The following is a 22045-nucleotide window of genomic DNA, read 5'->3' as shown; positions in this document are numbered from 1 at the left end:
CCCATAATCGCGTTCTTTCTGTGCCTGAACCCTGCGGGAGCCCCATGGAGCAATTTCGTAATATCGGCATCATCGGTCGCCTGGGCAGTTCCCAGGTGCTGGAGACCGTTCGCCGGCTCAAGAAATTCCTGGTGTCGCGGCATCTGCATGTGATTCTCGAAGACGCCATCGCCGAGGTCCTGCCGGGGCACGGGATGCAAACGTCGTCGCGCAAGATGCTAGGCGAGGTTTGCGACATGGTCATTGTCGTCGGTGGCGATGGCAGCCTGTTGGGCGCGGCCCGGGCGCTGGCCAAGCACAACGTGCCGGTGCTGGGGATCAACCGCGGCAGCCTGGGCTTTCTGACCGACATCCGCCCTGACGAGCTGGAAGTGAAGGTCGCCGAGGTGCTCGACGGCCACTATCTGGTAGAAAACCGCTTCCTGCTGCAAGCCGAAGTCCGCCGCCACGGCGAAGCCATCGGCCAGGGCGACGCGCTTAACGATGTGGTGCTGCACCCCGGCAAGTCCACGCGGATGATCGAATTCGAAATCTACATCGACGGCCAGTTCGTCTGCAGCCAGAAGGCCGACGGCCTGATTGTCGCCACGCCGACCGGTTCCACCGCCTACGCGCTGTCAGCGGGCGGCCCGATCATGCACCCCAAGCTGGACGCCATCGTCATCGTGCCGATGTACCCGCATACCTTGTCCGGACGGCCAATTGTCGTCGATGGCAACAGTGAGCTGAAAATCGTTGTCTCAAAGGACATGACGATTTATCCACAGGTCTCCTGCGATGGACAAAACCACTTCACCTGCGCGCCGGGTGACACCGTGACCGTGAAAAAGAAACCGCAGAAACTGCGCCTGATTCACCCACTCGACCACAACTATTACGAAGTCTGCCGGACCAAACTCGGTTGGGGCAGTCGGCTTGGCGGCGGGGGCGATTGATGCTCGATCCCGCGCGTAGCTACGATCTGATCGGTGACGTGCATGGTTGTGCCCAGACCCTTGAGCACTTGCTCGACACCCTCGGTTACCGGTTTCAGGCGGGCGTCTGGCGCCACCCTGAACGCATCGCCCTGTTCCTCGGCGACATCATCGACCGCGGCCCGCGCATTCGCGAGGCGCTGCACATCGTTCATGACATGGTCGTGGCCGGCCAGGCGTTCTGCATCATGGGCAACCATGAATTCAACGCTTTGGGTTGGTCCACGCCTGCGCCGCCGGACAGTGGCAAGCAGTTCGTGCGCGAACACACGCCACGCCATGCCCGTTTGTTGGGCGAAACCCTGGCGCAATTCGAAGGGCATCCTGGCGACTGGAACGACTTTCTCAAGTGGTTCTACGAGCTGCCGTTGTTCATCGATGCCGAACGCTTCCGGCTGGTGCACGCCTGTTGGGACGCCAACCTGATCGAGCCCTTGCGCAGCGCCCATGGCGATGGCCGGGTGGATCAGGCGTTCGTTCAGGCGTCCGCTGTGCCCGGCAGCTTCGCCAGCGCGGTGTTCGACCGCCTGCTGCGCGGCACCGACATGCGCTTGCCCCACGGCATGACGCTCACCGGCGGCGACGGCCTGACCCGCGCCTCGTTCCGCACCAAGTTCTGGGAAGACAACCCGCAGACCTACGGCGACGTGGTGTTCCAGCCGGATGCGTTGCCAGAGCCCGTGGCCAAACGCCCACTGTCCGACACCGAGAAAAGCGCCCTGCTGCGCTATGGTGTCGATGAGCCGCTGCTGTTCGTCGGTCACTACTGGCGCAGCGGCGTCCCTGCGCCGATCCGCCCGAACCTCGCGTGTCTGGATTACAGCGCGGTGCTGTATGGCAAGCTGGTGGCGTATCGACTGGACCAGGAAACCCGAATCGACCCGAACAAGTTCGTGTGGGTCGATGTGAAGCGACCAGAAACCTCCCAATGAGCCTTTCGCAATGAGCCGTACCCCATCAATGAGCCTTTCGCAATGAGCCGTACCCCATGAATCCGGTCGCCGTTTTGCGTCTGCCGTTGAACACTGATCTGAGCGGCTTCGTCGAACTGCTGCGGCGCCTCAACGTGCCGCACCGGGTCAGCGAAGAGGCGGGCCAGCAAGTGCTGTGGGTGCCTGACGCGCCGCAACTGGCCGACGACGTGCGCCAGCTCTATCAGCAATACCCGGAAGGCGACCCCACGGCGCAACTGCCGCCGGGCCGTGAAGTCGTGGCGCAGACTCGCCCAAGCCCTTTGGTGCAAGTGCGCAGCAGCCCGGTGACCAGCGTCTTTCTGCTGCTGTGCCTGATCGTCGCGGGTGTGACGCTGCTGGGCGACAACTATGAAGCGCTGAGCTGGCTGACCTTCAACGATTTCCGCGTCAGCGGCGATTACGTGATGTTCACCCCGGTCAGCGTCACGCTGGCGGCGGGGCAGTGGTGGCGGGTCGTGTCGCCGATGCTGATCCACTTCGGCATCCTGCACCTGGTGATGAACGCCCTCTGGTTCTGGGAGCTGGGGCGCCGCATCGAGATGCGTCAGGGCAGCTGGCATTTGCTGGGGTTGACCCTCGCGTTCAGCGCGTTTTCCAACTACGGCCAGTATTTCTGGAGCGGTCCGAGCCTGTTCGGCGGGCTGTCCGGGGTGCTTTACGGGCTGCTCGGTCACTGCTGGATCTTTCAATTGCTTGCACCCAACCCCATTTATCGCCTGCCTCGCGGCGTATTGGTGATGATGCTGGCGTGGTTGGTGCTGTGTATGTCCGGGCTGATCAGCCTCCTGGGGTTTGGCGAAATTGCCAACGGGGCGCACGTCGGCGGACTGATCATCGGTTGTGCAACAGGTCTGGTGGGCGGTGCATTGGCGCGCCGTACCCCTTAAAATTGCCCGCTTAATTCTGGGAGAACCCAATGTCCTCTTTTGTCGAAATGATCGAAAACATCACCCCGGACATCTACGAGAGCCTGAAACTGGCCGTGGAAATCGGCAAGTGGTCCGATGGCCGCAAGCTGACGCAGGAACAACGTGAACTGTCGCTGCAGGCGTTGATCGCCTGGGAAGTGCGCAACGTGCCCGAAGATCAACGCATCGGCTACATGGGCCCGCAGGAGTGCGCGTCCAAATCGGCGCCGGTGCCGAACATTCTCTTCAAGTCGGATGCCATCCATTGATCGAAATGGGTCGAGGTTCCGTCAACAAAATGTCCGCGCGGCTCGATGCCACGCAGGTGGAATACGCGTTTCGTCTGGGTGACTCGGAAATCCCGGTCAATCCGCTGATCGGCAAGACCGTGCGCCTGGAATACCTGGGCGCCATCCATTGCAGCCATTGCGGCCGTCGCACCAAGACCAGTTTCAGCCAGGGCTATTGCTACCCCTGCATGCAGAAGCTGGCGCAGTGCGACGTGTGCATCATGAGCCCGGAAAAGTGCCACCACGAACACGGCACCTGCCGCGATCCGTCGTGGGGCGAGCAATTCTGCATGACCGATCACGTGGTCTATCTGGCCAACTCGTCGGGCGTGAAAGTCGGCATTACCCGCGCCACGCAGCTGCCGACCCGCTGGCTCGATCAGGGCGCCAGTCAGGCATTGCCGATCGTGCGCGTGGCGACCCGTCAGCAATCGGGCTTCGTCGAAGACCTGTTCCGCAGTCAGGTGGCCGACCGTACGAACTGGCGCGCATTACTTAAAGGCGATGCGCCATCGGTTGACCTGGCGGTCATCCGTCAGCAATTGTTCGAATCCTGCGCCGAAGGGCTCACTGCGCTGCAAGCGCGTTTCGGCCTGCAAGCCATCCAGCTGCTGAACGATGTCGAGCCGATCGAGATCCGTTACCCGGTCGAGGCCTACCCGACCAAGATCGTCAGCTTCAATCTGGACAAGGACCCCATTGCCGAGGGCACGTTGTTGGGCATCAAGGGTCAATACCTGATCTTCGACACCGGCGTGATCAACATCCGCAAGTACACGGCCTATCAGCTCGCCGTGTACCACTAGTCCCGTATTTTCAGCTCAAAGAACAAGGACAGCATCATGCGCACCGAACAGCCGAAAATGATTTACCTGAAGGATTATCAGGCGCCTGAGTACCTCATTGACGAGACCCACCTGACCTTCGAATTGTTCGACGACCACACGCTGGTGCACGCGCAATTGGTCATGCGCCGCAATCCGGAAAGGGGCGCAGGCTTGCCTCCGTTGGTTCTGGACGGCCAGTTGCTGGAACTGCTGTCGGTCAAGCTGGCCGACGTGGACCTGGCATCGGGTGACTACAAACTGACCCCGGACAACCTGACCGTCCACCCGAAATCCGAGACCTTCACCCTCGACACCAGCGTGAAGATCCACCCGGAAACCAACACCGCGCTGGAAGGCCTGTACAAATCCAGCGGCATGTTCTGCACCCAGTGCGAGGCCGAAGGGTTCCGCAAGATCACCTATTACCTCGACCGCCCGGACGTGATGAGCAGCTTCACCACGACCGTGATCGCCGACAAACAGGGCTTCCCGATCCTGCTGTCCAACGGCAACCCCATTGAAGCCGGTCCTTCCGAAGACGGCCGTCACTGGATCACCTGGGAGGACCCGTTCAAGAAGCCGGCCTACCTGTTCGCGCTGGTGGCCGGTGACCTGTGGTGCATCGAAGACACCTTCATCACCATGACCGAGCGCGAGGTCAAGCTGCGCATTTACGTCGAGCCGGAAAATATCGACAAGTGCCAGCACGCCATGGACAGCCTAAAGAAATCCATGCGCTGGGACGAAGAAGTCTATGGCCGGGAATACGATCTGGACATCTTCATGATCGTGGCCGTCAACGACTTCAACATGGGCGCCATGGAAAACAAGGGCCTGAACATCTTCAACTCCAGCGCCGTGCTGGCCCGCGCCGAAACCGCGACCGACGCCGCGCACCAGCGGGTCGAGGCCATCGTCGCCCACGAATACTTCCACAACTGGTCGGGCAACCGCGTGACCTGCCGCGACTGGTTCCAGCTGTCGCTCAAGGAAGGTTTCACCGTGTTCCGCGATTCCGGCTTCTCTGCCGACATGAACTCGGCCACGGTCAAGCGCATCCAGGACGTCGCCTATCTGCGCACCCACCAGTTCGCCGAAGACGCCGGCCCCATGGCCCACGCCGTGCGCCCGGACAGCTTCATCGAGATTTCCAACTTCTACACCCTGACCGTGTACGAAAAGGGCTCGGAAGTGGTCGGCATGATCCACACCCTGCTGGGCGCCGACGGCTTCCGCAAGGGCAGCGACCTGTACTTCGAACGCCATGACGGCCAGGCCGTGACCTGCGACGACTTCGTCAAAGCCATGGAAGACGCCAACGGCATCGACCTGACCCAGTTCAAGCGTTGGTACTCGCAAGCGGGCACCCCACGCCTAGCGGTGACCGAGTCCTACGACGCCGCAGCCAAAACCTACAGCTTGACCTTCCGCCAGAGCGCGCCGACCACCCCCGGTCAGCCAGGCGAAGAGAAGAAGCCGTTCGTGATCCCGGTTTCCCTGGGCCTGCTCGACAAGCAAGGTCAGGAAATTCCGCTGCGCTTGCAGGGCGAATCCTCGGCCACCGGCACGTCCCGCGTGATCGCCGTGACCGAAGCCGAACAGACCTTCACCTTCGTCGACATCAACGAGCAGCCGCTGCCGTCGCTGCTGCGCGGCTTCTCGGCGCCGGTCAAACTCAGTTTCCCATACAACCGTGACCAACTGATGTTCCTGATGCAGCACGACAGCGACGGCTTCAATCGTTGGGATGCCGGTCAGCAGTTGTCGGTTCAGGTGTTGCAGGAGCTGGTCGCTCAACACCAGAAAGGCGAGTCTCTGGTGCTGGATCAACGTCTGATCACCGCGCTGGGCACGGTGCTGGCTGACGAGTCGCTGGATCAGGCCATGGTCGCAGAAATGCTGTCGTTGCCGGGCGAGGCCTACCTCACCGAAATCAGCGAAGTGGCCGACGTCGATGCCATCCACGCGGCTCGTGAGTTTGCCCGTCAGCAACTGGCGAACAGCCTGAGCGAGGCGCTGTGGAAGCGTTACGGGGCTAACCGCGAGGTGTCCAAGCGGACGGCGTATGTAGCCGAATCCGAGCACTTCGCCCGCCGCGCGCTGCAAAACATCGCGCTGTCGTACCTGATGCTGACCGGCAAACCGGAGGTGTTGGCGGCGGCCATCGAACAGTTCGACAGCGCCGACAACATGACCGAGCGCCTGACCGCGCTGGCCGTGCTGGTCAATTCGCCGTTCGAAGACGAGAAGGCCAAGGCGCTGGCGGTGTTCGCCGAGAACTTCAAGGACAACTCGCTGGTCATGGATCAGTGGTTCAGCGTTCAGGCTGGCAGCACGTTGCCGGGCGGTCTGGAGCGTGTGAAAGCCCTGATGCAGCACCCGGCCTTCACGATGAAGAACCCGAACAAGGTGCGGGCGTTGATCGGCGCGTTTGCCGGGCAGAACCTGATCAACTTCCACGCGGCGGACGGTTCGGGCTATCGCTTCCTGGCGGACCTGGTCATCGAGCTGAACGGCTTCAACCCACAGATCGCGTCGCGCCAGCTGGCCCCGCTGACCCGCTGGCGCAAGTACGATGACAAGCGTCAGGCGCTGATGAAGGGCGAACTGGAGCGGATTCGCGCTTCCGGACAGCTGTCGCCGGACGTGTATGAAGTGGTGAGTAAAAGCCTGGCGTAACGTGCAGTCGCTTTGAATCGAAGGGCTACCCGTTAATACGGGTGGCCCTTTTTTATGCGTATCCGCAACACTGCTTGCCCAATCCTGTAGGAAATTTCCCCATCCTCGCGTCCACCTTTCACACACCCTGATACGACTGCAGCTGGCAGAAACGTCCTGCCATCACGTTCATCCTTTCGCCGCTTGTTGATGCCTTGCGTGGGCAGCGAGCGTTTCTTCCAATAAAGAGGTATGGGCGAGTTGATGAAGGCACGGAATACGTGGGCGTTGTTGGGGCTGGTGGCGCTGGGGCAAGAGGCGTTGGCCCATGCTCATGTCACTGAGGAGCAGCGGTTTGAGGCGGGGGATGTCGAGGTGAGTGTGGGCCTCGGGTTGCTCAACGGTCAGGCCAAAGAAAAGGCCTATTACGAAGGCGAAAAGCTCAGCCAGCTTAACTGGGACCTCAAGCAGGTGCCGACACTGCATCTGGGTGTGACGTTTCACCCCTCCGAGTGGCTGTCGCTGGATGCCCGTGGCTGGACGCAAATGGGCAAAGGGCGTGGCCATATGAAGGACTACGACTGGATAGACGGCGAGGACGAGCCTTGGACCCACTATTCAGACCATCCGGATACCAAAGTGCAAAAGGCTTGGCAGGCGGAGTTCGCGGCCACGGTCTGGGCACTCAAACGGGAGGATATGGCGTTCGGCGCGATGCTGGGTTATCAACGCAGCGAGTTTGGCTGGGAAGCCAGGGGCGGAGAGTTCACCTATTCATCGGAAAATGGTTTTCGTGACATCTCCGGCAAAGTGCCTCCGGAGCTGAAAAGCATCAGCTATGAACAATCCTACGACACGCCATATATCGGACTGGTCGGGCTGTACACTCATGACAACTGGACGCTGGAAGGTCGTTTCAAATACAGCCAGTGGGTCAAGGCCAGGCAGCACGACCAGCACCACCTGCGTGACCTGACGTTCACAGGTCAAAACGATAATCGCGGAAAGATGCAGAGTCTCGCGTTAGGCGTGTCTTATCGCATCCAGCCGCAGCTGTCGATCAAGGCGGGTGTGGATTATCAGGTGTTTGCAGAAGCCAAAGGCCATGCGCTGATCAACGATCTGGATGAGGGAAAACGGTATCGTACGGGCGACAAGTCCATGTCCCAAGCCAACCGGACGGTGCTGTCCACGCTGGCGCTGAACTACCGGTTCTAAAACACTCCCGTATCAGCGCGCTTGCTGGCGATAGCGATCTTGAGACCGATACCGCTGGCAAGCCGTGCGGCTAAAGGGCGTAGCGATCAATCGCCGCGATACACGCAACCACTGGTGCAGGTTTCATGAATGCGAATGGCCGACAGTTCCGGCAGCAGCGGCTTCAGCTCATTCCAGATCCACTTTACCAACACTTCGCTGGTCGGGTTTTCCAGACCGGGAATGTCGTTCAGGTAGTTGTGATCCAGACGCTCGTACAGCGGTTTGAAGATCGTCTTGATCTCGGAGAAGTCGCGAATCCAGCCGGTGTGCGGATCGGGTTCGCCTTGCAGGTAAATCGCGACCCGGAACGAGTGGCCGTGCAGACGGCCGCACTTGTGGCCTTCCGGGACGTGAGGAAGGCGGTGAGCTGATTCGAACGTAAATTCCTTGAAGATTTCCACGGTATTGAGAGCCTTGAAAGGTGGCGATCGCCTGGGCGAAAAAGTGCAGGGGGCGAGTTTACCAGCAATGGTTTGCCGAGGCACCGTCAGAACCTGACCGCCCGGTTGAAAATCACCCGGTCAGATCAGCGTCTCCAGCCGACCGGCCAGACGCCCGCTGTCCACCAGATCGATAAACTCGTCGCCCAGCCTTCGGCTCTGTTCCATGGCCGTTCGCCAATAGCGCTGGCGTTCCGGGTCTTTGCCGACGAAACGCTTGAAATCGCTGCGGTCCGGAAGCTTGCCAAAGGGCAGGGTGGCCAGGTAGTCGCGGGACGGGGCCAGCAGCACGACATCCTGCAAGCGCCCCAGATCACCGCGTCGCCAGGGCAGGGTCTTGTCGAACCAGCCGGGGATGATTTTGTCGGTGAAGTGCGGGTACAGCACGATGTCGCTGCCGCTGTAGGGCAGGTCGAGGTGATAGTCGAGCAAACCGCCGTCGCGGAACGTACCCGGCCCGACGCCCGGAATGTCCGTCACCCCTTGCATGACCATCGGAATCGAACCCGAGGCTAGCAGCGCCTGACGCAGATTCGACACGTCGAGGGGCAGGCAGCGGGAGGGAAAATCCGTCAAGGGCGAAAGCGGTGGGGCGAGGCGAGCGTCGTGCAGGATCAGCCGTTCGAAATGCCGCGACAACCGCGTGCGTCCGATGAGGTTGTTGGCGATCACCGAACCCAGCCCGAGGCCCAGACCGCCGCGATGATCCAGCGCGAGCAGGCCGTGACTTTTCACAATCATCACGTTGAGTCGGTGGTGGGGGTTGCTCAGCACACGGGCATCGCGCCCCTGCAACAGGTCGTCGAGCATCTTCACGCAACTGCGCGTGACCTCGGCCATGGTCACGCCCTTGGCGAAGCTTTGTTCGTTGTAGAGCTGACCGAGCCGCGTCAGGCCTTCCACCGGGTCCGGCAGACAGGCGCTCGCGAACCGCCACGCACCGATGGACGCGCCGATCAGCGAGCGTTCCCGCTCGAAACGTGGCAGCCATTCGCCGAACAGCGCCAGGTCCAGCCCTTGAATGCCCAGCGCTTTGGGCCCGCCCGCCGCACCCGGAATGATGCCGACATCGGCGGGGGCCAATCCGTGGTCACGAATCCGGGCCATTGCCCGTTTCCCGGCCTTGAGGGTCAGCGCGGGCGTCTTGATCTGAATGGCGCTCATGGGCACTCCGAAGATAAGCAGAGGCGAAGTATATCGGCTGGCGAGCCTGCGAAAAGCGGGGTCTGTGCCAAAGGTGATGGCAGGTGGCCGTGCCTTTCAGCTTCAATTAAGTTCGGTTGGTTATCGTTGCTTCCGTCAACAAGACGACCACAACGGAGATTCACCATGAAATTGTTCACTGCCTTTTTCGCCGCTTCTGCTCTCGCACTCACTGCCGGCTACGTGCAGGCCAAAGATCTGGGCCCGGACGAAGCGCTGCGCCTGCGAGATGCAGGTACTATTCAATCTTTCGAAAAACTTAACGCTGCCGCGCTGGCCAAACACCCTGGCGCGACCATTACCGAGACCGAGCTGGAACAGGAATATGGCAAGTACGTTTATCAGGTCGAGCTGCGCGACGGTAAGGGTGTCGAATGGGATGTCGAACTCGACGCCACCAACGGCCAAATCCTCAAAGACCATCAGGACACCTGATGATCGCCGGTAAGCGTCCTTCCGTCCTGTTCGCCCACGGCCTGATCGCCGCCTGTGCGGTCATGGCCTGCACGGTCTGCGCGGCACGGGATCTGGATCAGGATGAAGCCCTCGCCCTTCGGCAAAAGGGTGTCATCCTGCCGCTTGAGCAGTTCATCGAACAGGCACTGGGACGCTATCCCGGTTCTAAACTCCTGGAAGCGGAGCTGGAAGAGAAACACGACGTGCTGGTCTACGAGATCGAGTTGCTGACGTCGGATCACGTGGTTCGTGAACTCAAATTCGATGCCCGCGACAGCCGTTTGCTGGAAGACAAGGAAGACGATTGATGCGCCTGTTACTGGTTGAAGACAACGTGCCCCTGGCGGACGAGTTGGTCAGCGGTTTGACTCGGCAGGGGTACGCGGTGGACTGGCTGGCTGATGGCCGCGACGCCGTTCACCAAGGGATGAGTGAGCCCTACGACCTGATCGTATTGGACCTCGGGTTGCCGGGGCTTTCGGGGCTCGACGTCTTGCAGAAATGGCGCGCAGATGGCCTGGCGACACCCGTGCTGATTCTCACCGCTCGCGGCTCCTGGGCCGAGCGGATCGAGGGGTTGAAAGCCGGTGCCGATGATTACCTCACCAAACCCTTTCATCCTGAAGAATTGCAGCTGCGCATCCAGGCGCTGCTGCGCCGTGCCCGAGGCCTGGCGAACCAGCCGAAACTCGAAGCGGCGGGCCTGCACCTGGATGAGGGCCGTCAATGCGTGAGTCGCGACGGTGAAGACATTCAGCTCACCGCCGCCGAGTTCCGGCTGTTGCGCTATTTCATGCTGCACCCCGAGCAGATCCTGTCCAAGAGCCACCTCGCCGAGCATTTGTACGACGGGGAAAACGAGCGCGACTCCAACGTCATCGAAGTGCACGTCAATCACCTGCGCCGCAAGCTGGGGCGAGCCGTCGTTGAAACCCGGCGTGGCCAAGGCTATCGATTCGGCGGAACGGGCGGGTGAGGTCGATACAACGCACCCTCAGCCTTGGCCTGATCAGCGTGCTGTTGATCATTGGGCTGGTGCTGGCGCAGGTCAGCCTGTGGTTGTTCGAGGTCGGTATGCAACGCTATCTGGAATCGGGGCTGCGCAACGACGCCGAATTGCTGCTGGTGGCAATCGTGCGTGGCCCCAATGGCCTGCAGCTCGATGAACAGCGGCTGTCACCGGGGTATCAGCGACCCTACTCCGGCCACTATTTCCGCATCGACTTCGACGGCGGCCATTGGCGCTCCCGATCCTTGTGGGACCTGGAGTTGCCACAACCTGACCAAGCCGGGTTGCACGCCGACTTCGAGCTGGAAAAAAGCAGGCAATCCCTGTTGTTGCTCCAATCGGATTACCGCAAATTTGGCCAGAAGATTTCCATCACGGTCGCCCAGGACTACACCCCGGTGCAGGCCAGCTTCGCGCAAGTGCAGCGCATTGGCCTGGGGTTGGGGCTGGCCGCGCTGATGCTGATCCTGATTCTGCAACGGGTGACCGTACGCCGTGCCTTGCGTCCGCTGGACAAGGCCAGGGCGCAGATACTCCAACTGCAACAGGGCCAGCGCTCCCAGCTCGATCAAGAGGTGCCACTGGAGCTTGAGCCGCTGGTCGCCCAGGTCAACCACTTGCTGACGCACACCGAAGACAGCCTCAAGCGTTCTCGCAACGCGCTGGGCAATCTCGGTCATGCCTTGAAAACACCGCTGGCGGTGCTGATGAGCCTGACGGAGGGGCAGAAGCTGGAACAGTTGCCCCACGTGCGTGCCACCTTGCGCGATCAACTGCAACAGATTCAGCAACGACTGGAGCGTGAGCTGAATCGTGCACGTCTGTCAGGCGATGCACTGCCCGGTGTGCGATTCGACTGCTCTGCCGAGCTGCCGGGGCTGTTTTCCACCCTGCGAATGATCCATGGCGAACATCTGGAGCTGAACAATCATGTCGCCGCCGATCTGGTCCTGCCGTGGGACCGCGAAGACATCCTGGAACTGCTTGGAAATCTCCTGGACAACGCCTGCAAATGGGCCGACAGCGCGGTGTGCCTGACCATCACTCACGAACAAGGGCAATACCGTCTGCTGATTGACGACGACGGGCCGGGGGTTCCGCCAGAGCAGCGGGTCGAGATGCTGGGCCGTGGCAACCGGCTCGATGAACAAGTGACCGGGCACGGATTGGGGCTGGGGATCGTCAAAGACATCGTTGAGGCGTGGGGTGGGCACGTTCAGTTGCTCGACAGTCCGCTGGGCGGGTTGCAGGTGCGCATCGACCTTCCTGAGCGTCAGCCGGCTCAACCGGGCGTCCATTGATCGACTGGTCGTCGTCGCGCCTCAACTTTTCCCATGGTGCGCCGCTAACCCTTAAGGAGCCTGGATGGCCCGATGCCCACAATAATAAAAGGTCACGACACCTATGCGGCTCAATCTGAAAGCCAAAGTTCTCTCTCTCGCTGTCCTTCCGGTGGTGCTGTTCGCGCTGATCATCAGCATGAGTACGGTCATGATGTTGCGCGATCAGGCCACGCGTGAGGTGGAAGAAACCCGGCAGCATTTGCTCGCTGAGGCCAAGGCCACCTTGCAAAGCCACGTTGCGGTGGCCATGGGCACCATCAAACCGCTGTACGACGCTTCTGCGCAGGGCGACATGGACGCCCGCGCGCAGGTCATCAAGATGTTGTCTCAGGTCAAGTACGCCAAAGACGGCTACTTCTTCGGCTACGATTCCCAGGCGATTCGGCTGTTCAAAGGCAGCAGCCCGGACGGCATCGGGAAAAGCTTCAAGGACGTGCACGACGCCAACGGTGTGTACTACAACATCGGCTTGGTAGAGGTCGCGAAAGCGGGCACTCATTACCTCGAATACTCCTCCGCGCTCCCTGGTTCGACCGAATCGGTGCCCAAGCTCGGCTACACCGAATACCTTCCCAAATGGGACATCGCCATCGGCTCGTCGGTCAATCTGGACAACATCGACGCCAAGGTCGCTGAGGTCCGTGAGGCTGTCTCCCAGCGCATTCAGGGCATGCTGATCAGCATCATCGGCATTGCGGTGGTGGTGTTACTGATCATCGGCGCACTCGGTGTCTGGATCGCCGGCGGCATCTTGCGTCCCCTGCGCTTGATGAAAGCCAACCTGGACGACATCGCGGCCGGGGAGGGCGACCTGACCCGCCGCCTGGCGGTGACCTCGCAGGACGAACTGGGTGATCTGGCGGGCTCGTTCAACCGCTTCGTCGACAAGATTCACGGGCTGGTGCGGCAGATCGCGGAAATGACCTCGCAACTGACCGGCCTCGTGGGTGAAGTGACCCATCAGGCGCAGCGTTCCGAACAGGCCATGGAGCGCCAACGTCACGAAACCGATCAAGTGGCGACGGCGATCAACCAGATGTCGGCAGCGGCGCAGGAAGTCGCCAAGAGCGCGCAAGGCGCGTCGGTGGCGGCGCAGCAGACCGATCAGGAAGGCCAGACCGCCAAGCGCGTCGTCGACGGCAGCATTCAGCAGATCCATGCGCTGGTGAGTGACATTCGTCATAGCGGCGCGTCGCTCGACAGCCTGCAGAACGACGTGACCTCCATCGTCGGCGTGCTGGGGGTGATCCGTTCCATCGCCGAACAGACCAACTTACTGGCACTGAACGCGGCCATCGAAGCGGCACGGGCGGGCGAAGCGGGTCGCGGGTTTGCGGTGGTGGCCGATGAAGTCCGCGCCCTGGCCAGCCGCACGCAACAAAGCACGCAAGAAATTCAAGGCATGATCGACCGCCTGCAACAAGGCACCCAAGGCGCCGTGGCCGCCATGCGCCGCTCCAGCGAGGCCGGCGATGGCACCTCGGCCCGGGCCAACGAAGCGGGTGCGTCGCTGGACACCATCGGCCAACTGATCGGCACGATCAATTCGATGAACGCGCAGATCGCCAGCGCCGCCGAAGAGCAGACGGCCGTGGCCGAAGAAATCAACCGCAGCGTGCATCAGATTGCCGTGGCGGTAGAAAGCGTCGCCGACGAAACCCGCCACAGTGCCACCACGTCGCGCAGCCTGACCGACCTCAATCATCGCCTTGGCCAACTGGTGGGCCAGTTCCGCATCTGATGCGCCACACGGTGGGCCGCAATGGCCCACCGTTTCCTTCCTGCAGCCTCTCTCCGGCGGCACTCCTGTTGCGATTGACGGACTAATCATTAGGCCCTGCGTTTAGCAGGGCTTAATGACATGGAAGAAACATGAACGAGACCTCGCTGCAAAACAAAACCCTGATGCTGCTGGTGGTCCTGGTGACGCTGGCCTTCATCTGGATCCTGCTGCCGTTTTACGGTGCGGTGTTCTGGGCGGTGGTGCTGGGCATCATCTTCGCACCCCTGCAACGGCGACTGGTGGCGCGCTTCGGCTGGCAACGCAACCTCACCTCGCTGTGCACATTGATGATCTGCCTGGTGATCGCGATCTTGCCGGTGATCATCATCAGCATGCTGATGGTCCAGGAAGGTGCTGCGCTGTACAAAAGCGTCGAAAGCGGCCAGCTTGACATCCCCAAATACCTCGCCGAATTCAAGGCGTTGCTGCCGACCTCGATGCAGCATTGGCTCAATCGTCTGGGTATCGGAGATTTCAACGGGCTGCAGGACAAGATTTCAAAGACGGCGATGCAGGGCAGTCAATACCTGGCGACCCAGGCGTTCAGCTTCGGACAGGGCACGTTCGATTTCGTGGTGAGTTTTTTCATCATGCTGTACCTGCTGTTTTTCTTCCTGCGCGACGGCCAAGACCTCACTCGCCGCATTCGCATCGCTGTCCCGCTGGCCGAAGCCCAGAAACGTCGTCTGCAATTAAAGTTCACCCGCGTCGTGCGCGCGACGGTGAAGGGCAATGTGGTGGTGGCCATTACGCAAGGTGCGCTGGGCGGTCTGATTTTCTGGATTCTGGACATTCCCAGCGCGTTGCTGTGGGCGGTGGCGATGGCTTTTCTGTCGCTGTTGCCGGCGGTAGGGGCGGGGATCGTCTGGGCGCCGGTGGCGGCGTATTTCCTGCTGAGCGGGATGATTTGGCAGGGCGTTGTGCTGGGGTTGTTCGGGGTGTTCGTGATCGGATTGGTGGATAACGTGCTGCGACCGATTCTGGTGGGCAAGGACACGCGGATGCCGGATTACCTGATTTTGATTTCGACGCTGGGGGGGATGGCAGTGTTCGGGCTGAACGGGTTTGTGATTGGGCCGATGATTGCGGCGTTGTTCATGTCGACGTGGGGGTTGTTTACCGGGGCGAAGACGACGGTGAGGTTGCCGGGGTAGTTTTTTGTTTGTGTGTATATCCGTTGTCTCGGGTGATGCTGATATTGGTTCTGCCTGGGGGGCAGAAGATTTCGCCTCCGGCGAGTTACTTGGAAAAGTCGGATTGCCGCACCACCCCCAAGTAACCAAGGGTGCCTGCTCCTGGTTGGGTTCCTCCTTCGTCGGAATACCCTCACTCCGACGACGCTCCGTGGGCCCGCCGCGAAGGGCCATCCATGGCCCAGCGCGGCTCTCGCGGCATCCATGCCGCTCGACCCACTCCGCGCCGCCTGCGTTCGGCCTGCACCCAAGTCGCGTTCTGCGGTGTCTGGACTGTCGCGTCTTAAGATCAAAGCATCTTGCTGGAGCTAACGCTCTTCGCGATGTAATGACGTGCGCAGAGCTTTAATCCAGACACAGGTCTCAAACTGTGGGAGCGAATTCATTCGCGAATGGCCGGTACATCCAGTACATCCAGTACATCTCCATCGCCAGAGCCATCTTTCGCGAATGAATTCGCTCCCACAGGGGGAATGAGGTATGACAGAGATTACGTGGGCGACCGACCGCGAATGGCCGGTACATCTGGTACATCTGGTACATATCTATCGCCAGAGCCACTTTTCGCGAATGAATTCGCTCCCACAGGGGGGATTGAGGTAGGACAGAGATTACGTGAGCGCCTGACTCGCGAAGAGCGTTAGCTCCAGCCAGAAAAAAGCTTTTCTAACGCGAATATCCAGACACCGCCGAACGCGACTTGGGTGCAGGCCGAACGCAGGCGATGCGGAGTGGGTCGAGCGGCAGGGATGCCGCGAGAGCGCCGCAAGGACATGGATGTCCGTTCGGCGCGGGCCCACGGAGCGTCGCCGGAGTGAGGGAACCCTGACGCAGTCAGGGCCAAACCAGGAGCAGGGCCTTTTTGGTTACTTTTGTGGCTCTTGACAAAAGTGACCCGCCGTAAGGGCGGAACCGGTAGTAGCCGTTACCGCAGCAATGGATATACACCCAAAAACCCGACCCATAAAAAAGCCCCGCTAAAGAGCAGGGCTTTTTTGCATCTCACCGAACCTTCACAACCCGGCGTGTTGCACCAGCGTCAACAGCGGTTGCGGATAGACACCCAGGAAAAACGCCAGCAGCGTAATCCCCAACAGCATCACACCACCCGCACGTTGCGCCCAGTTGAATGGAGCGTCGTGGCGCTGGATCTTCGAGTCTTGCAGGTACAGCGTCACCATCACCCGCAGGTAATAGAACACACCGATCGCACTGCCGATCACCAGCGAGCCAGTCAACCACCACAGGTGAGCTTCGACGCCGGTGGCGATGATGTAGAACTTACCGATGAAGCCCGTGGTGAGCGGAATACCGGCCAGCGACAGCATCATCACGGTCAGGACAGCCGTCAGGTAAGGACGACGCCAGAACAGGCCACGGTATTCGAACAGCGCATCCGCATCGCGACCGCTGTACGGCGACGACATCAGGGTGATCACGCCGAAGGCACCCAGGCTGGTCAGCACGTAGGTCACCAGGTACACGCTGATGGCCTCGACCGCCATGCCTTTGCTGGCGACCATCGCGATCATCATGTAGCCGAAGTGCGCGATGGACGAATAACCCAGCAGACGCTTGAGGTTGTTCTGCGTCAGGGCCAGCAGGTTCCCGATGATGATCGACGCGACGGCGATGACCGACATGACATCGGTCAGCACGCCGCTGGTGGCTGCCGGGGAGATCTGGAACAGGCGAACCAGCACACCGAACACCGCGACCTTGCTGGCGGTGGCGAGGAACGCCGCCACCGGGGCAGGAGCGCCTTCGTACACGTCCGGGGTCCACAGGTGGAACGGCACCAACGACAGCTTGAAGCCCAGGCCGATCAACATCATGCCCAGACCCAGGCTCGCCATCTGGCTTGGCATGCCGGTGGCCGCGAGGGCCTTGCAGATTTCAGCGAAGCCCAGGCTGCCCGCGTCGGCGTACAGCAGCGCCATGCCGAACAGCAGGAACGCGGAACCGGCGGCCGACAGCACCATGTATTTGATACCGGCTTCCAGCGAACGCTTGTTGAAGAAGGCGTACGCCACCAGACCGTAGACCGGCACCGACAGCAGTTCCAGACCGATGAACAGGCTGGCCAGGTGTTGCGCGGCGACCAGCACCATCGCACCGGCCGCAGCCATCAGGATCAGCAGGTAAAGCTCTTCGCGGTTGCCCGGATAACCCGCCTTGCCTTCACCCAGATAGGCGTGTGCCAGGGTGACGCACGCCAGGGTCGAGATCAGGATGATGCCGATGTACAGCAGGGCGAAGCTGTCGATCTGCAGCAGGGGAGTGACCACCAGCGGCGCGACCTTGAGGGCCGGGTAAATCGACAGCAATGCCAGGTTGAGTCCCGCCACGGTGAGCAGGAACGATTGCGAGTGATTGCGACGCCATGCGATGCCCAGCATCACCACCACAACGGTGATGCTGGTAATCAGCAGCGGCGCCAGCGCAATAAAGTGTTGAATCGTCAGGTCCATAGCGCTCTTACCGGGCCGAAGCGAGTTGAGTGAAGGCGGTGCCGAGCCATTGCTGCACGCCATGCATGGTCGCCGTGGAAGTGTCGAGAATGTGCTGCGGGGCGATACCCAGCAGGACCAGCAACACGGCCAGGCCGAGCACCATGATCAATTCCCGACCGTCCATGCCCTTGAGGATTTCCTCGGTCTTGGCCGGGCCGAAGTACACGCGGTGGATCATGATCAGCGAATACACCGAACCGAACACCAGGCCGGACGTCGCGATGGCCGTGATCCACGGGGCGTGGACGAAGCTGCCGATCAGGATCAGGAACTCGCCGACGAAGTTACCGGTGCCTGGCAGGCCCAGCGACGCGGCCGCGAAGAACAGGCTGATGGCCGGCAGGTACGCGATCTTGTTCCACAGGCCGCCCATTTCACGCATGTCGCGAGTGTGGGTGCGCTCGTACAGCTGACCGCTGAGGATAAAGAGCGCGGCGGCCGACAGACCGTGCGCCAGCATCTGAACCACCACACCTTGCAGCGCTTGCAGGCTGCCGGAGTAGATACCAATCAGCACGAAACCCATGTGCGAGACGCTGGAGAAGGCGATCAGGCGCTTGATGTCGGTCTGCGCGAACGCCAGGAAGGCGCCGTAGAAGATACCGATCAGGCCGAGGATCATCGCAATCGGCGCGAACTCCGCCGAGGCGTTCGGGAACAGCGGCAGGGCAAAACGCAGCAGACCATATGCAGCAGTCTTCAGCAGGATACCCGCCAGGTCCACAGAACCTGCGGTCGGCGCCTGGGCGTGAGCGTCAGGCAACCACGAGTGCAGCGGCACGATCGGCAGCTTCACCGCGAAGGCGATGAAGAAGCCCAGCATCAGGATGTACTCGGTGCTGTGGGACAGCTTGGTCTTCAACAGGTCCGCGTAGGCGAAGGTGATCACGCCGGTCTGGTTGAAATGCACCAGCACCAGACCGAGGATCGCCACCAGCATGATCAGGCCGCTGGCCTGAGTGAAGATGAAGAACTTGGTCGCGGCGTAGATACGGGTTTTCTTGCCGTCTGCCGAGCTGTGACCCCAGAGCGCGATGAGGAAGTACATCGGCACCAGCATCATTTCCCAGAAGAAGAAGAACATGAACAGGTCGATGGCGAGAAACACGCCGACGACACCGCCCAGAATCCACATCAGGTTCAGGTGGAAGAAGCCGACGTTACGCTGAATCTCTTTCCACGAGCAGAGTACCGAGAGGATACCCAGCAGGCCGGTCAGGAGAATCATCAGCAACGACAGGCCATCCAGCGCCAGGTGCACGCTGATACCGAAGCGCTGGATCCACTGGGCCTTGAATTCAACGGCCCAGGTCGGATCGGCGCCAGGGGCTGGCGCGTAGCTGTAAGTACCGGTCATCCACAACCACAGGCCCAGGGCCGTGAGGAGGGACATTGTCAGCAGCGCAATCCAGCGCGGCAGGGTAGGGCCGAAGCGCTCACCTTGCCAGCACAGCAGGCCGCCGATGAAGGGGATCAGGATTAGCCAAGGCAGAATCATGACGGGCTCAATTCCTTTCGCAAAGTCGCAAGGTTCATGTCAGATCGACTCATCAGACCAGCACAATCGCGCCAAGTACCAGTACGGCACCTGCGGCGATCGAAGCGGCGTACCAGCGGAGCTGACCGGTTTCACTGCGGCTCATCAACGTGTTACCGGCTTTCGCGAGACGCGGGATCAGGCCGATGGTGTGGTCGAGCGGGTCGCCACGCAACAGACGGCTGATAGCCAGGTAAGGTTTGACGAACAGCAAATCGTAAACCCAGTCGAAGCCCCATGCCGCGAACCACCAGGCGGACAGGAAACGACCCGGACCGCTATTGGCGATGGCGGTCACCAGACGACGCTTGCCGAGGAACAGCAGCGCGGACAGCAGGATACCGGCCAGGGCAATGGCGCCCGAGGCGATTTCCAGGCTGTGCTTGGCTTCGCCACCGGCGTGACCCGCGCTTTCCGGCAGTACGCCGGCCAGCGGCGGATGAATCCAGGCACCGATGAAGGTCGACAGCACGATTAGCACGCTCAACGGCAGCCAGTGGGAAATCCCGTGGCCAGCGTGGGCTTCAGTCTTCGCTTCGCCGTGGAAGGCGATGAAGATCAGGCGGAAGGTGTACAACGACGTCATGAAGGCACCGACCAGACCGGCGTAGAGCAGATACTGATGGCCGCTGGCGAAGGCTTCCCAGAGGATCTCGTCCTTGGAGTAGAAGCCTGCGGTCAGGATCGGCAGTGCCGCCAAGGCCGCGCCGCCGACGATGAAGCTGGTGTAGGCCAGTGGCAGTTTTTTCCACAGGCCACCCATCTTGAAGATGTTCTGCTCGTGGTGGCAGGCAACGATCACCGCACCGGAGGCAAGGAACAGCAGGGCCTTGAAGAACGCGTGGGTCATCAGGTGGAAGATCGCGCCTTCCCATGCACCCACACCCAGCGCCAGGAACATGTAGCCGATCTGGCTCATGGTCGAGTAGGCGAGGATACGTTTGATGTCGGTCTGCACCAGCGCTGCAAAACCGGCCAGCACCAGGGTCACACCGCCGACGATGCCGACCAGGTGCAGGATGTCCGGCGCGAGGGCGAACAGGCCGTGGGTACGGGCGATCAGGTAGACGCCCGCGGTCACCATGGTGGCGGCGTGGATCAGTGCCGACACCGGGGTAGGACCGGCCATCGCATCCGCCAGCCAGGTTTGCAGCGGCAGTTGCGCGGATTTACCGACCGCACCGCCCAGCAGCATCAGGGTCGCCAGCACGATCCAGAAATCGCCGACCTTGAAGTGCTGAGGCGCACGGACCAGCAGTTCCTGAATGTTCAGCGTGCCCAGTTGCTGGAACAGGATGAACAGGCCGATGGCCATGAACACGTCGCCGATGCGGGTCACGATGAAGGCTTTCAGTGCGGCGTTGCCGTTGTTGCGGTTGCTGTAATAGAAACCGATCAACAGGTACGAGCACAGGCCCACGCCTTCCCAACCGAAGTAGATGAACAGCAGGTTGTCGCCCAGGATCAGGAACAACATGCTGGCAATGAACAGGTTGGTGTAGGAGAAGAAACGCGAGTAGCCGTCTTCACCGCGCATGTACCAGGACGCGAACAGGTGGATCAGGAAACCGACGCCGACCACGACACCCAGCATGGTGATGGACAGGCCATCGACGTACAGGGCGAAGTTAGGGTCGAAGCCGTCAACCGACATCCATTGCCACAGCACCAGGGTCAGGTGACCGCCTTCCGGCGGCGCGACGTTGAATTGCCAGATCACGTAGGCGGCGACGATGGCCGACAGGCCAATGGAGCCGACGCCGATCAGGGCAGACAGGTTTTCCGACCATTTGCCGCGCGAAAACGACAGCAGCAAAAAGCCGATCAGAGGGAATACGAACGTCAGGAAGAGTAGGTTCATCCGCGCATCTCGCTGGCAGCGTCGATATCGAGAGTGTGGAAGCGGCGATACAGTTGCAGCAGGATCGCCAGGCCAATGCTGGCCTCGGCTGCGGCAAGGCTGATCACCAGAATGAACATGATCTGACCGTCAGGCTGCGCCCAGCGGCTGCCCGCCACGACGAAGGCCAGTGCGGCAGAGTTCATCATCACTTCCAGGCTCATCAACACGAACAGAATGTTGCGGCGTACCAACAGGCCCGCCAGACCGAGGCAGAACAGGACACCGGCAACCGCCAGGCCATGTTCGAGGGGGATCGTCGAGTGCATGGGGTTACTCCTTCGCCTCGTTGCGGCCGACATGGAACGCCGTCACGGCTGCAGCAAGCAGCAGCATCGACGCGAGTTCGACAACCAGCAGGTAAGGACCGAACAGGCTGATGCCGACGGCCTTGGCGTCCACCGTGGTGTGACCGATACCGGCACCGGTGGAGTTGGCGAACAGCACGTACAGCAGTTCGGCCAGCAGCAAGCCGCCCAGCAGGATCGGGCCGAGCCAGATACCGGGTTTAAGCCAGGCGCGTTCCTGCTGAACCGAGGCCGGGCCCAGGTTCAGCATCATCACCACGAACACGAACAGCACCATGATGGCACCGGCGTAGGCGATCACTTCCAGGGCACCGGCGAACGGCGCGCCGAGGCTGAAGAACGTCATGGCCACGGCGATCAGCGAAATGATCAGGTAGAGCAGGGCGTGCACCGGGTTCGTGTTGGTAATCACCCGAAGGGTGGCTACAACAGCAATGCCGGATGCGAAATAGAAAGCGAATTCCATCTT

General features: G+C 61.0%; 20 protein-coding genes and 1 pseudogene. 14 read left to right on the top strand and 7 right to left on the bottom strand.

The genetic code is table 11. From position 1 onward, the window contains the following. Nucleotides 1-44: 44 nt before the first annotated feature. The 7 genes from ACIQAL_RS08960 to ACIQAL_RS08930 all read left to right on the top strand — a co-directional run bounded on the left by ACIQAL_RS08960 (nucleotide 45) and on the right by ACIQAL_RS08930 (nucleotide 7849). Complete coding sequence (locus tag ACIQAL_RS08960; RefSeq protein ID WP_120127105.1) at nucleotides 45-935, top strand: NAD(+) kinase; 891 nt, start codon at nucleotides 45-47, stop codon at nucleotides 933-935. Next, nucleotides 935-1906, top strand: a complete 972-nt coding sequence (locus ACIQAL_RS08955) for a metallophosphoesterase (protein ID WP_401144520.1) — start codon at nucleotides 935-937, stop codon at nucleotides 1904-1906. Before ACIQAL_RS08960 ends, ACIQAL_RS08955 begins: the two co-directional genes overlap by 1 nt. Nucleotides 1907-1962: 56 nt before the next feature. Continuing rightward, nucleotides 1963-2835: a rhomboid family intramembrane serine protease gene (locus ACIQAL_RS08950; RefSeq protein ID WP_401144518.1), complete on the top strand. Its 873-nt coding sequence runs from the start codon at nucleotides 1963-1965 to the stop codon at nucleotides 2833-2835. A gap of 29 nt (nucleotides 2836-2864) precedes the next feature. Beyond that, complete coding sequence (locus ACIQAL_RS08945; RefSeq protein WP_093459806.1) at nucleotides 2865-3125, top strand: YeaC family protein; 261 nt, start codon at nucleotides 2865-2867, stop codon at nucleotides 3123-3125. After that, the gene (locus ACIQAL_RS08940; RefSeq protein ID WP_401144516.1) at nucleotides 3122-3952 is read left to right on the top strand and encodes a DUF2797 domain-containing protein; all 831 of its coding nucleotides are present in this window, start codon (nucleotides 3122-3124) and stop codon (nucleotides 3950-3952) included. Before ACIQAL_RS08945 ends, ACIQAL_RS08940 begins: the two co-directional genes overlap by 4 nt. Nucleotides 3953-3988: 36 nt before the next feature. Next, nucleotides 3989-6652 (top strand): aminopeptidase N, encoded by a 2664-nt coding sequence (gene pepN, locus ACIQAL_RS08935; RefSeq protein WP_401144515.1) that lies wholly within the window; start codon nucleotides 3989-3991, stop codon nucleotides 6650-6652. A gap of 243 nt (nucleotides 6653-6895) precedes the next feature. Beyond that, nucleotides 6896-7849, top strand: coding sequence for an omptin family outer membrane protease (locus tag ACIQAL_RS08930; RefSeq protein ID WP_401144513.1), 954 nt, complete (start codon nucleotides 6896-6898; stop codon nucleotides 7847-7849). A gap of 86 nt (nucleotides 7850-7935) precedes the next feature. Here the strand turns inward: ACIQAL_RS08930 and queD are convergent, their stop codons facing one another. Together queD and ACIQAL_RS08920 are read right to left on the bottom strand one after the other, a co-directional pair. Next, nucleotides 7936-8292 carry a 6-carboxytetrahydropterin synthase QueD gene (gene queD, locus ACIQAL_RS08925; RefSeq protein WP_074755358.1) on the bottom strand — a complete coding sequence of 119 codons (357 nt, stop codon included), beginning with the start codon at nucleotides 8290-8292 and terminating at the stop codon, nucleotides 7936-7938. A 120-nt stretch (nucleotides 8293-8412) separates the two neighbouring features. Next, a complete protein-coding gene (locus tag ACIQAL_RS08920) occupies nucleotides 8413-9495 on the bottom strand; it encodes a patatin-like phospholipase family protein (RefSeq protein ID WP_401144512.1) in 1083 nt (360 codons plus the stop codon). Nucleotides 9496-9660: 165 nt separating this feature from the next. Between ACIQAL_RS08920 and ACIQAL_RS08915 the strand changes: the two genes are divergently transcribed. From ACIQAL_RS08915 to ACIQAL_RS08885, 7 genes and pseudogenes are all read left to right on the top strand, one after another. Beyond that, nucleotides 9661-9969, top strand: a complete 309-nt coding sequence (locus tag ACIQAL_RS08915; protein ID WP_341963436.1) for a PepSY domain-containing protein — start codon at nucleotides 9661-9663, stop codon at nucleotides 9967-9969. A 62-nt stretch (nucleotides 9970-10031) separates the two neighbouring features. Further along, complete coding sequence (locus ACIQAL_RS08910) at nucleotides 10032-10298, top strand: PepSY domain-containing protein (RefSeq protein ID WP_401144562.1); 267 nt, start codon at nucleotides 10032-10034, stop codon at nucleotides 10296-10298. Beyond that, a complete protein-coding gene (locus ACIQAL_RS08905) occupies nucleotides 10298-10966 on the top strand; it encodes a response regulator transcription factor (RefSeq protein WP_166594795.1) in 669 nt (222 codons plus the stop codon). The genes ACIQAL_RS08910 and ACIQAL_RS08905 overlap by 1 nt, the downstream gene beginning before the upstream one ends. Then, nucleotides 10963-12300, top strand: coding sequence for a sensor histidine kinase (locus tag ACIQAL_RS08900; protein ID WP_401144509.1), 1338 nt, complete (start codon nucleotides 10963-10965; stop codon nucleotides 12298-12300). Before ACIQAL_RS08905 ends, ACIQAL_RS08900 begins: the two co-directional genes overlap by 4 nt. Before the next feature lie 103 nt (nucleotides 12301-12403). Beyond that, nucleotides 12404-13225: pseudogene (locus ACIQAL_RS08895) on the top strand (cache domain-containing protein); the annotation flags it as partial. Nucleotides 13226-13261: 36 nt separating this feature from the next. Then, entirely contained in the window at nucleotides 13262-14083 is an 822-nt protein-coding gene (locus tag ACIQAL_RS08890) for a methyl-accepting chemotaxis protein (RefSeq protein WP_401144560.1), read from the top strand. Nucleotides 14084-14214: 131 nt separating this feature from the next. Next, nucleotides 14215-15279: an AI-2E family transporter gene (locus ACIQAL_RS08885; protein WP_166594798.1), complete on the top strand. Its 1065-nt coding sequence runs from the start codon at nucleotides 14215-14217 to the stop codon at nucleotides 15277-15279. A 1052-nt stretch (nucleotides 15280-16331) separates the two neighbouring features. Here ACIQAL_RS08885 and nuoN read toward each other — a convergent pair. Genes nuoN through nuoJ form a run of 5 tightly spaced genes read right to left on the bottom strand, consistent with a single transcriptional unit; the run spans nucleotide 16332 to nucleotide 22042 of the window. Then, nucleotides 16332-17789: an NADH-quinone oxidoreductase subunit NuoN gene (gene nuoN / locus ACIQAL_RS08880; protein WP_401144507.1), complete on the bottom strand. Its 1458-nt coding sequence runs from the start codon at nucleotides 17787-17789 to the stop codon at nucleotides 16332-16334. 7 nt (nucleotides 17790-17796) lie between these two features. Beyond that, a complete protein-coding gene (gene nuoM, locus ACIQAL_RS08875) occupies nucleotides 17797-19329 on the bottom strand; it encodes an NADH-quinone oxidoreductase subunit M (RefSeq protein WP_341963446.1) in 1533 nt (510 codons plus the stop codon). 52 nt (nucleotides 19330-19381) lie between these two features. Continuing rightward, nucleotides 19382-21229: an NADH-quinone oxidoreductase subunit L gene (gene nuoL, locus ACIQAL_RS08870; RefSeq protein WP_401144505.1), complete on the bottom strand. Its 1848-nt coding sequence runs from the start codon at nucleotides 21227-21229 to the stop codon at nucleotides 19382-19384. Further along, on the bottom strand, nucleotides 21226-21537 hold the full coding sequence (gene nuoK / locus ACIQAL_RS08865; RefSeq protein ID WP_166594802.1) for an NADH-quinone oxidoreductase subunit NuoK: 312 nt from the start codon (nucleotides 21535-21537) through the stop codon (nucleotides 21226-21228). The genes nuoL and nuoK overlap by 4 nt, the downstream gene beginning before the upstream one ends. A gap of 4 nt (nucleotides 21538-21541) precedes the next feature. Then, nucleotides 21542-22042, bottom strand: coding sequence for an NADH-quinone oxidoreductase subunit J (gene nuoJ / locus ACIQAL_RS08860; protein WP_062380728.1), 501 nt, complete (start codon nucleotides 22040-22042; stop codon nucleotides 21542-21544). Nucleotides 22043-22045: the final 3 nt, after the last annotated feature.

This window comes from Pseudomonas sp. NPDC088368 (genome assembly GCF_044753445.1).
GTDB classification, from domain to species: Bacteria; Pseudomonadota; Gammaproteobacteria; order Pseudomonadales; family Pseudomonadaceae; genus Aquipseudomonas; species Aquipseudomonas bambusae.
Note: the sequence above shows the minus strand (reverse complement) of the source record. Positions and strands in the feature narration are given on the sequence as shown.

What these genes read in the sequence shown, in the direction of transcription:
- ACIQAL_RS08890 (WP_401144560.1), top strand. Translation starts at nt 13,262, where the DNA reads ATGACCTCGCAACTGACCGGCCTCGTGGGTGAAGTGACCCATCAGGCG.
- ACIQAL_RS08930 (WP_401144513.1), top strand. Translation starts at nt 6,896, where the DNA reads ATGAAGGCACGGAATACGTGGGCGTTGTTGGGGCTGGTGGCGCTGGGG.
- ACIQAL_RS08910 (WP_401144562.1), top strand. Translation starts at nt 10,032, where the DNA reads ATGGCCTGCACGGTCTGCGCGGCACGGGATCTGGATCAGGATGAAGCC.
- nuoJ (WP_062380728.1), bottom strand. Translation starts at nt 22,042, where the DNA reads ATGGAATTCGCTTTCTATTTCGCATCCGGCATTGCTGTTGTAGCCACC.
- pepN (WP_401144515.1), top strand. Translation starts at nt 3,989, where the DNA reads ATGCGCACCGAACAGCCGAAAATGATTTACCTGAAGGATTATCAGGCG.
- ACIQAL_RS08885 (WP_166594798.1), top strand. Translation starts at nt 14,215, where the DNA reads ATGAACGAGACCTCGCTGCAAAACAAAACCCTGATGCTGCTGGTGGTC.
- ACIQAL_RS08915 (WP_341963436.1), top strand. Translation starts at nt 9,661, where the DNA reads ATGAAATTGTTCACTGCCTTTTTCGCCGCTTCTGCTCTCGCACTCACT.
- ACIQAL_RS08905 (WP_166594795.1), top strand. Translation starts at nt 10,298, where the DNA reads ATGCGCCTGTTACTGGTTGAAGACAACGTGCCCCTGGCGGACGAGTTG.
- ACIQAL_RS08960 (WP_120127105.1), top strand. Translation starts at nt 45, where the DNA reads ATGGAGCAATTTCGTAATATCGGCATCATCGGTCGCCTGGGCAGTTCC.
- ACIQAL_RS08950 (WP_401144518.1), top strand. Translation starts at nt 1,963, where the DNA reads ATGAATCCGGTCGCCGTTTTGCGTCTGCCGTTGAACACTGATCTGAGC.
- ACIQAL_RS08955 (WP_401144520.1), top strand. Translation starts at nt 935, where the DNA reads ATGCTCGATCCCGCGCGTAGCTACGATCTGATCGGTGACGTGCATGGT.
- nuoM (WP_341963446.1), bottom strand. Translation starts at nt 19,329, where the DNA reads ATGATTCTGCCTTGGCTAATCCTGATCCCCTTCATCGGCGGCCTGCTG.
- ACIQAL_RS08945 (WP_093459806.1), top strand. Translation starts at nt 2,865, where the DNA reads ATGTCCTCTTTTGTCGAAATGATCGAAAACATCACCCCGGACATCTAC.
- ACIQAL_RS08920 (WP_401144512.1), bottom strand. Translation starts at nt 9,495, where the DNA reads ATGAGCGCCATTCAGATCAAGACGCCCGCGCTGACCCTCAAGGCCGGG.
- nuoL (WP_401144505.1), bottom strand. Translation starts at nt 21,229, where the DNA reads ATGAACCTACTCTTCCTGACGTTCGTATTCCCTCTGATCGGCTTTTTG.
- nuoK (WP_166594802.1), bottom strand. Translation starts at nt 21,537, where the DNA reads ATGCACTCGACGATCCCCCTCGAACATGGCCTGGCGGTTGCCGGTGTC.
- nuoN (WP_401144507.1), bottom strand. Translation starts at nt 17,789, where the DNA reads ATGGACCTGACGATTCAACACTTTATTGCGCTGGCGCCGCTGCTGATT.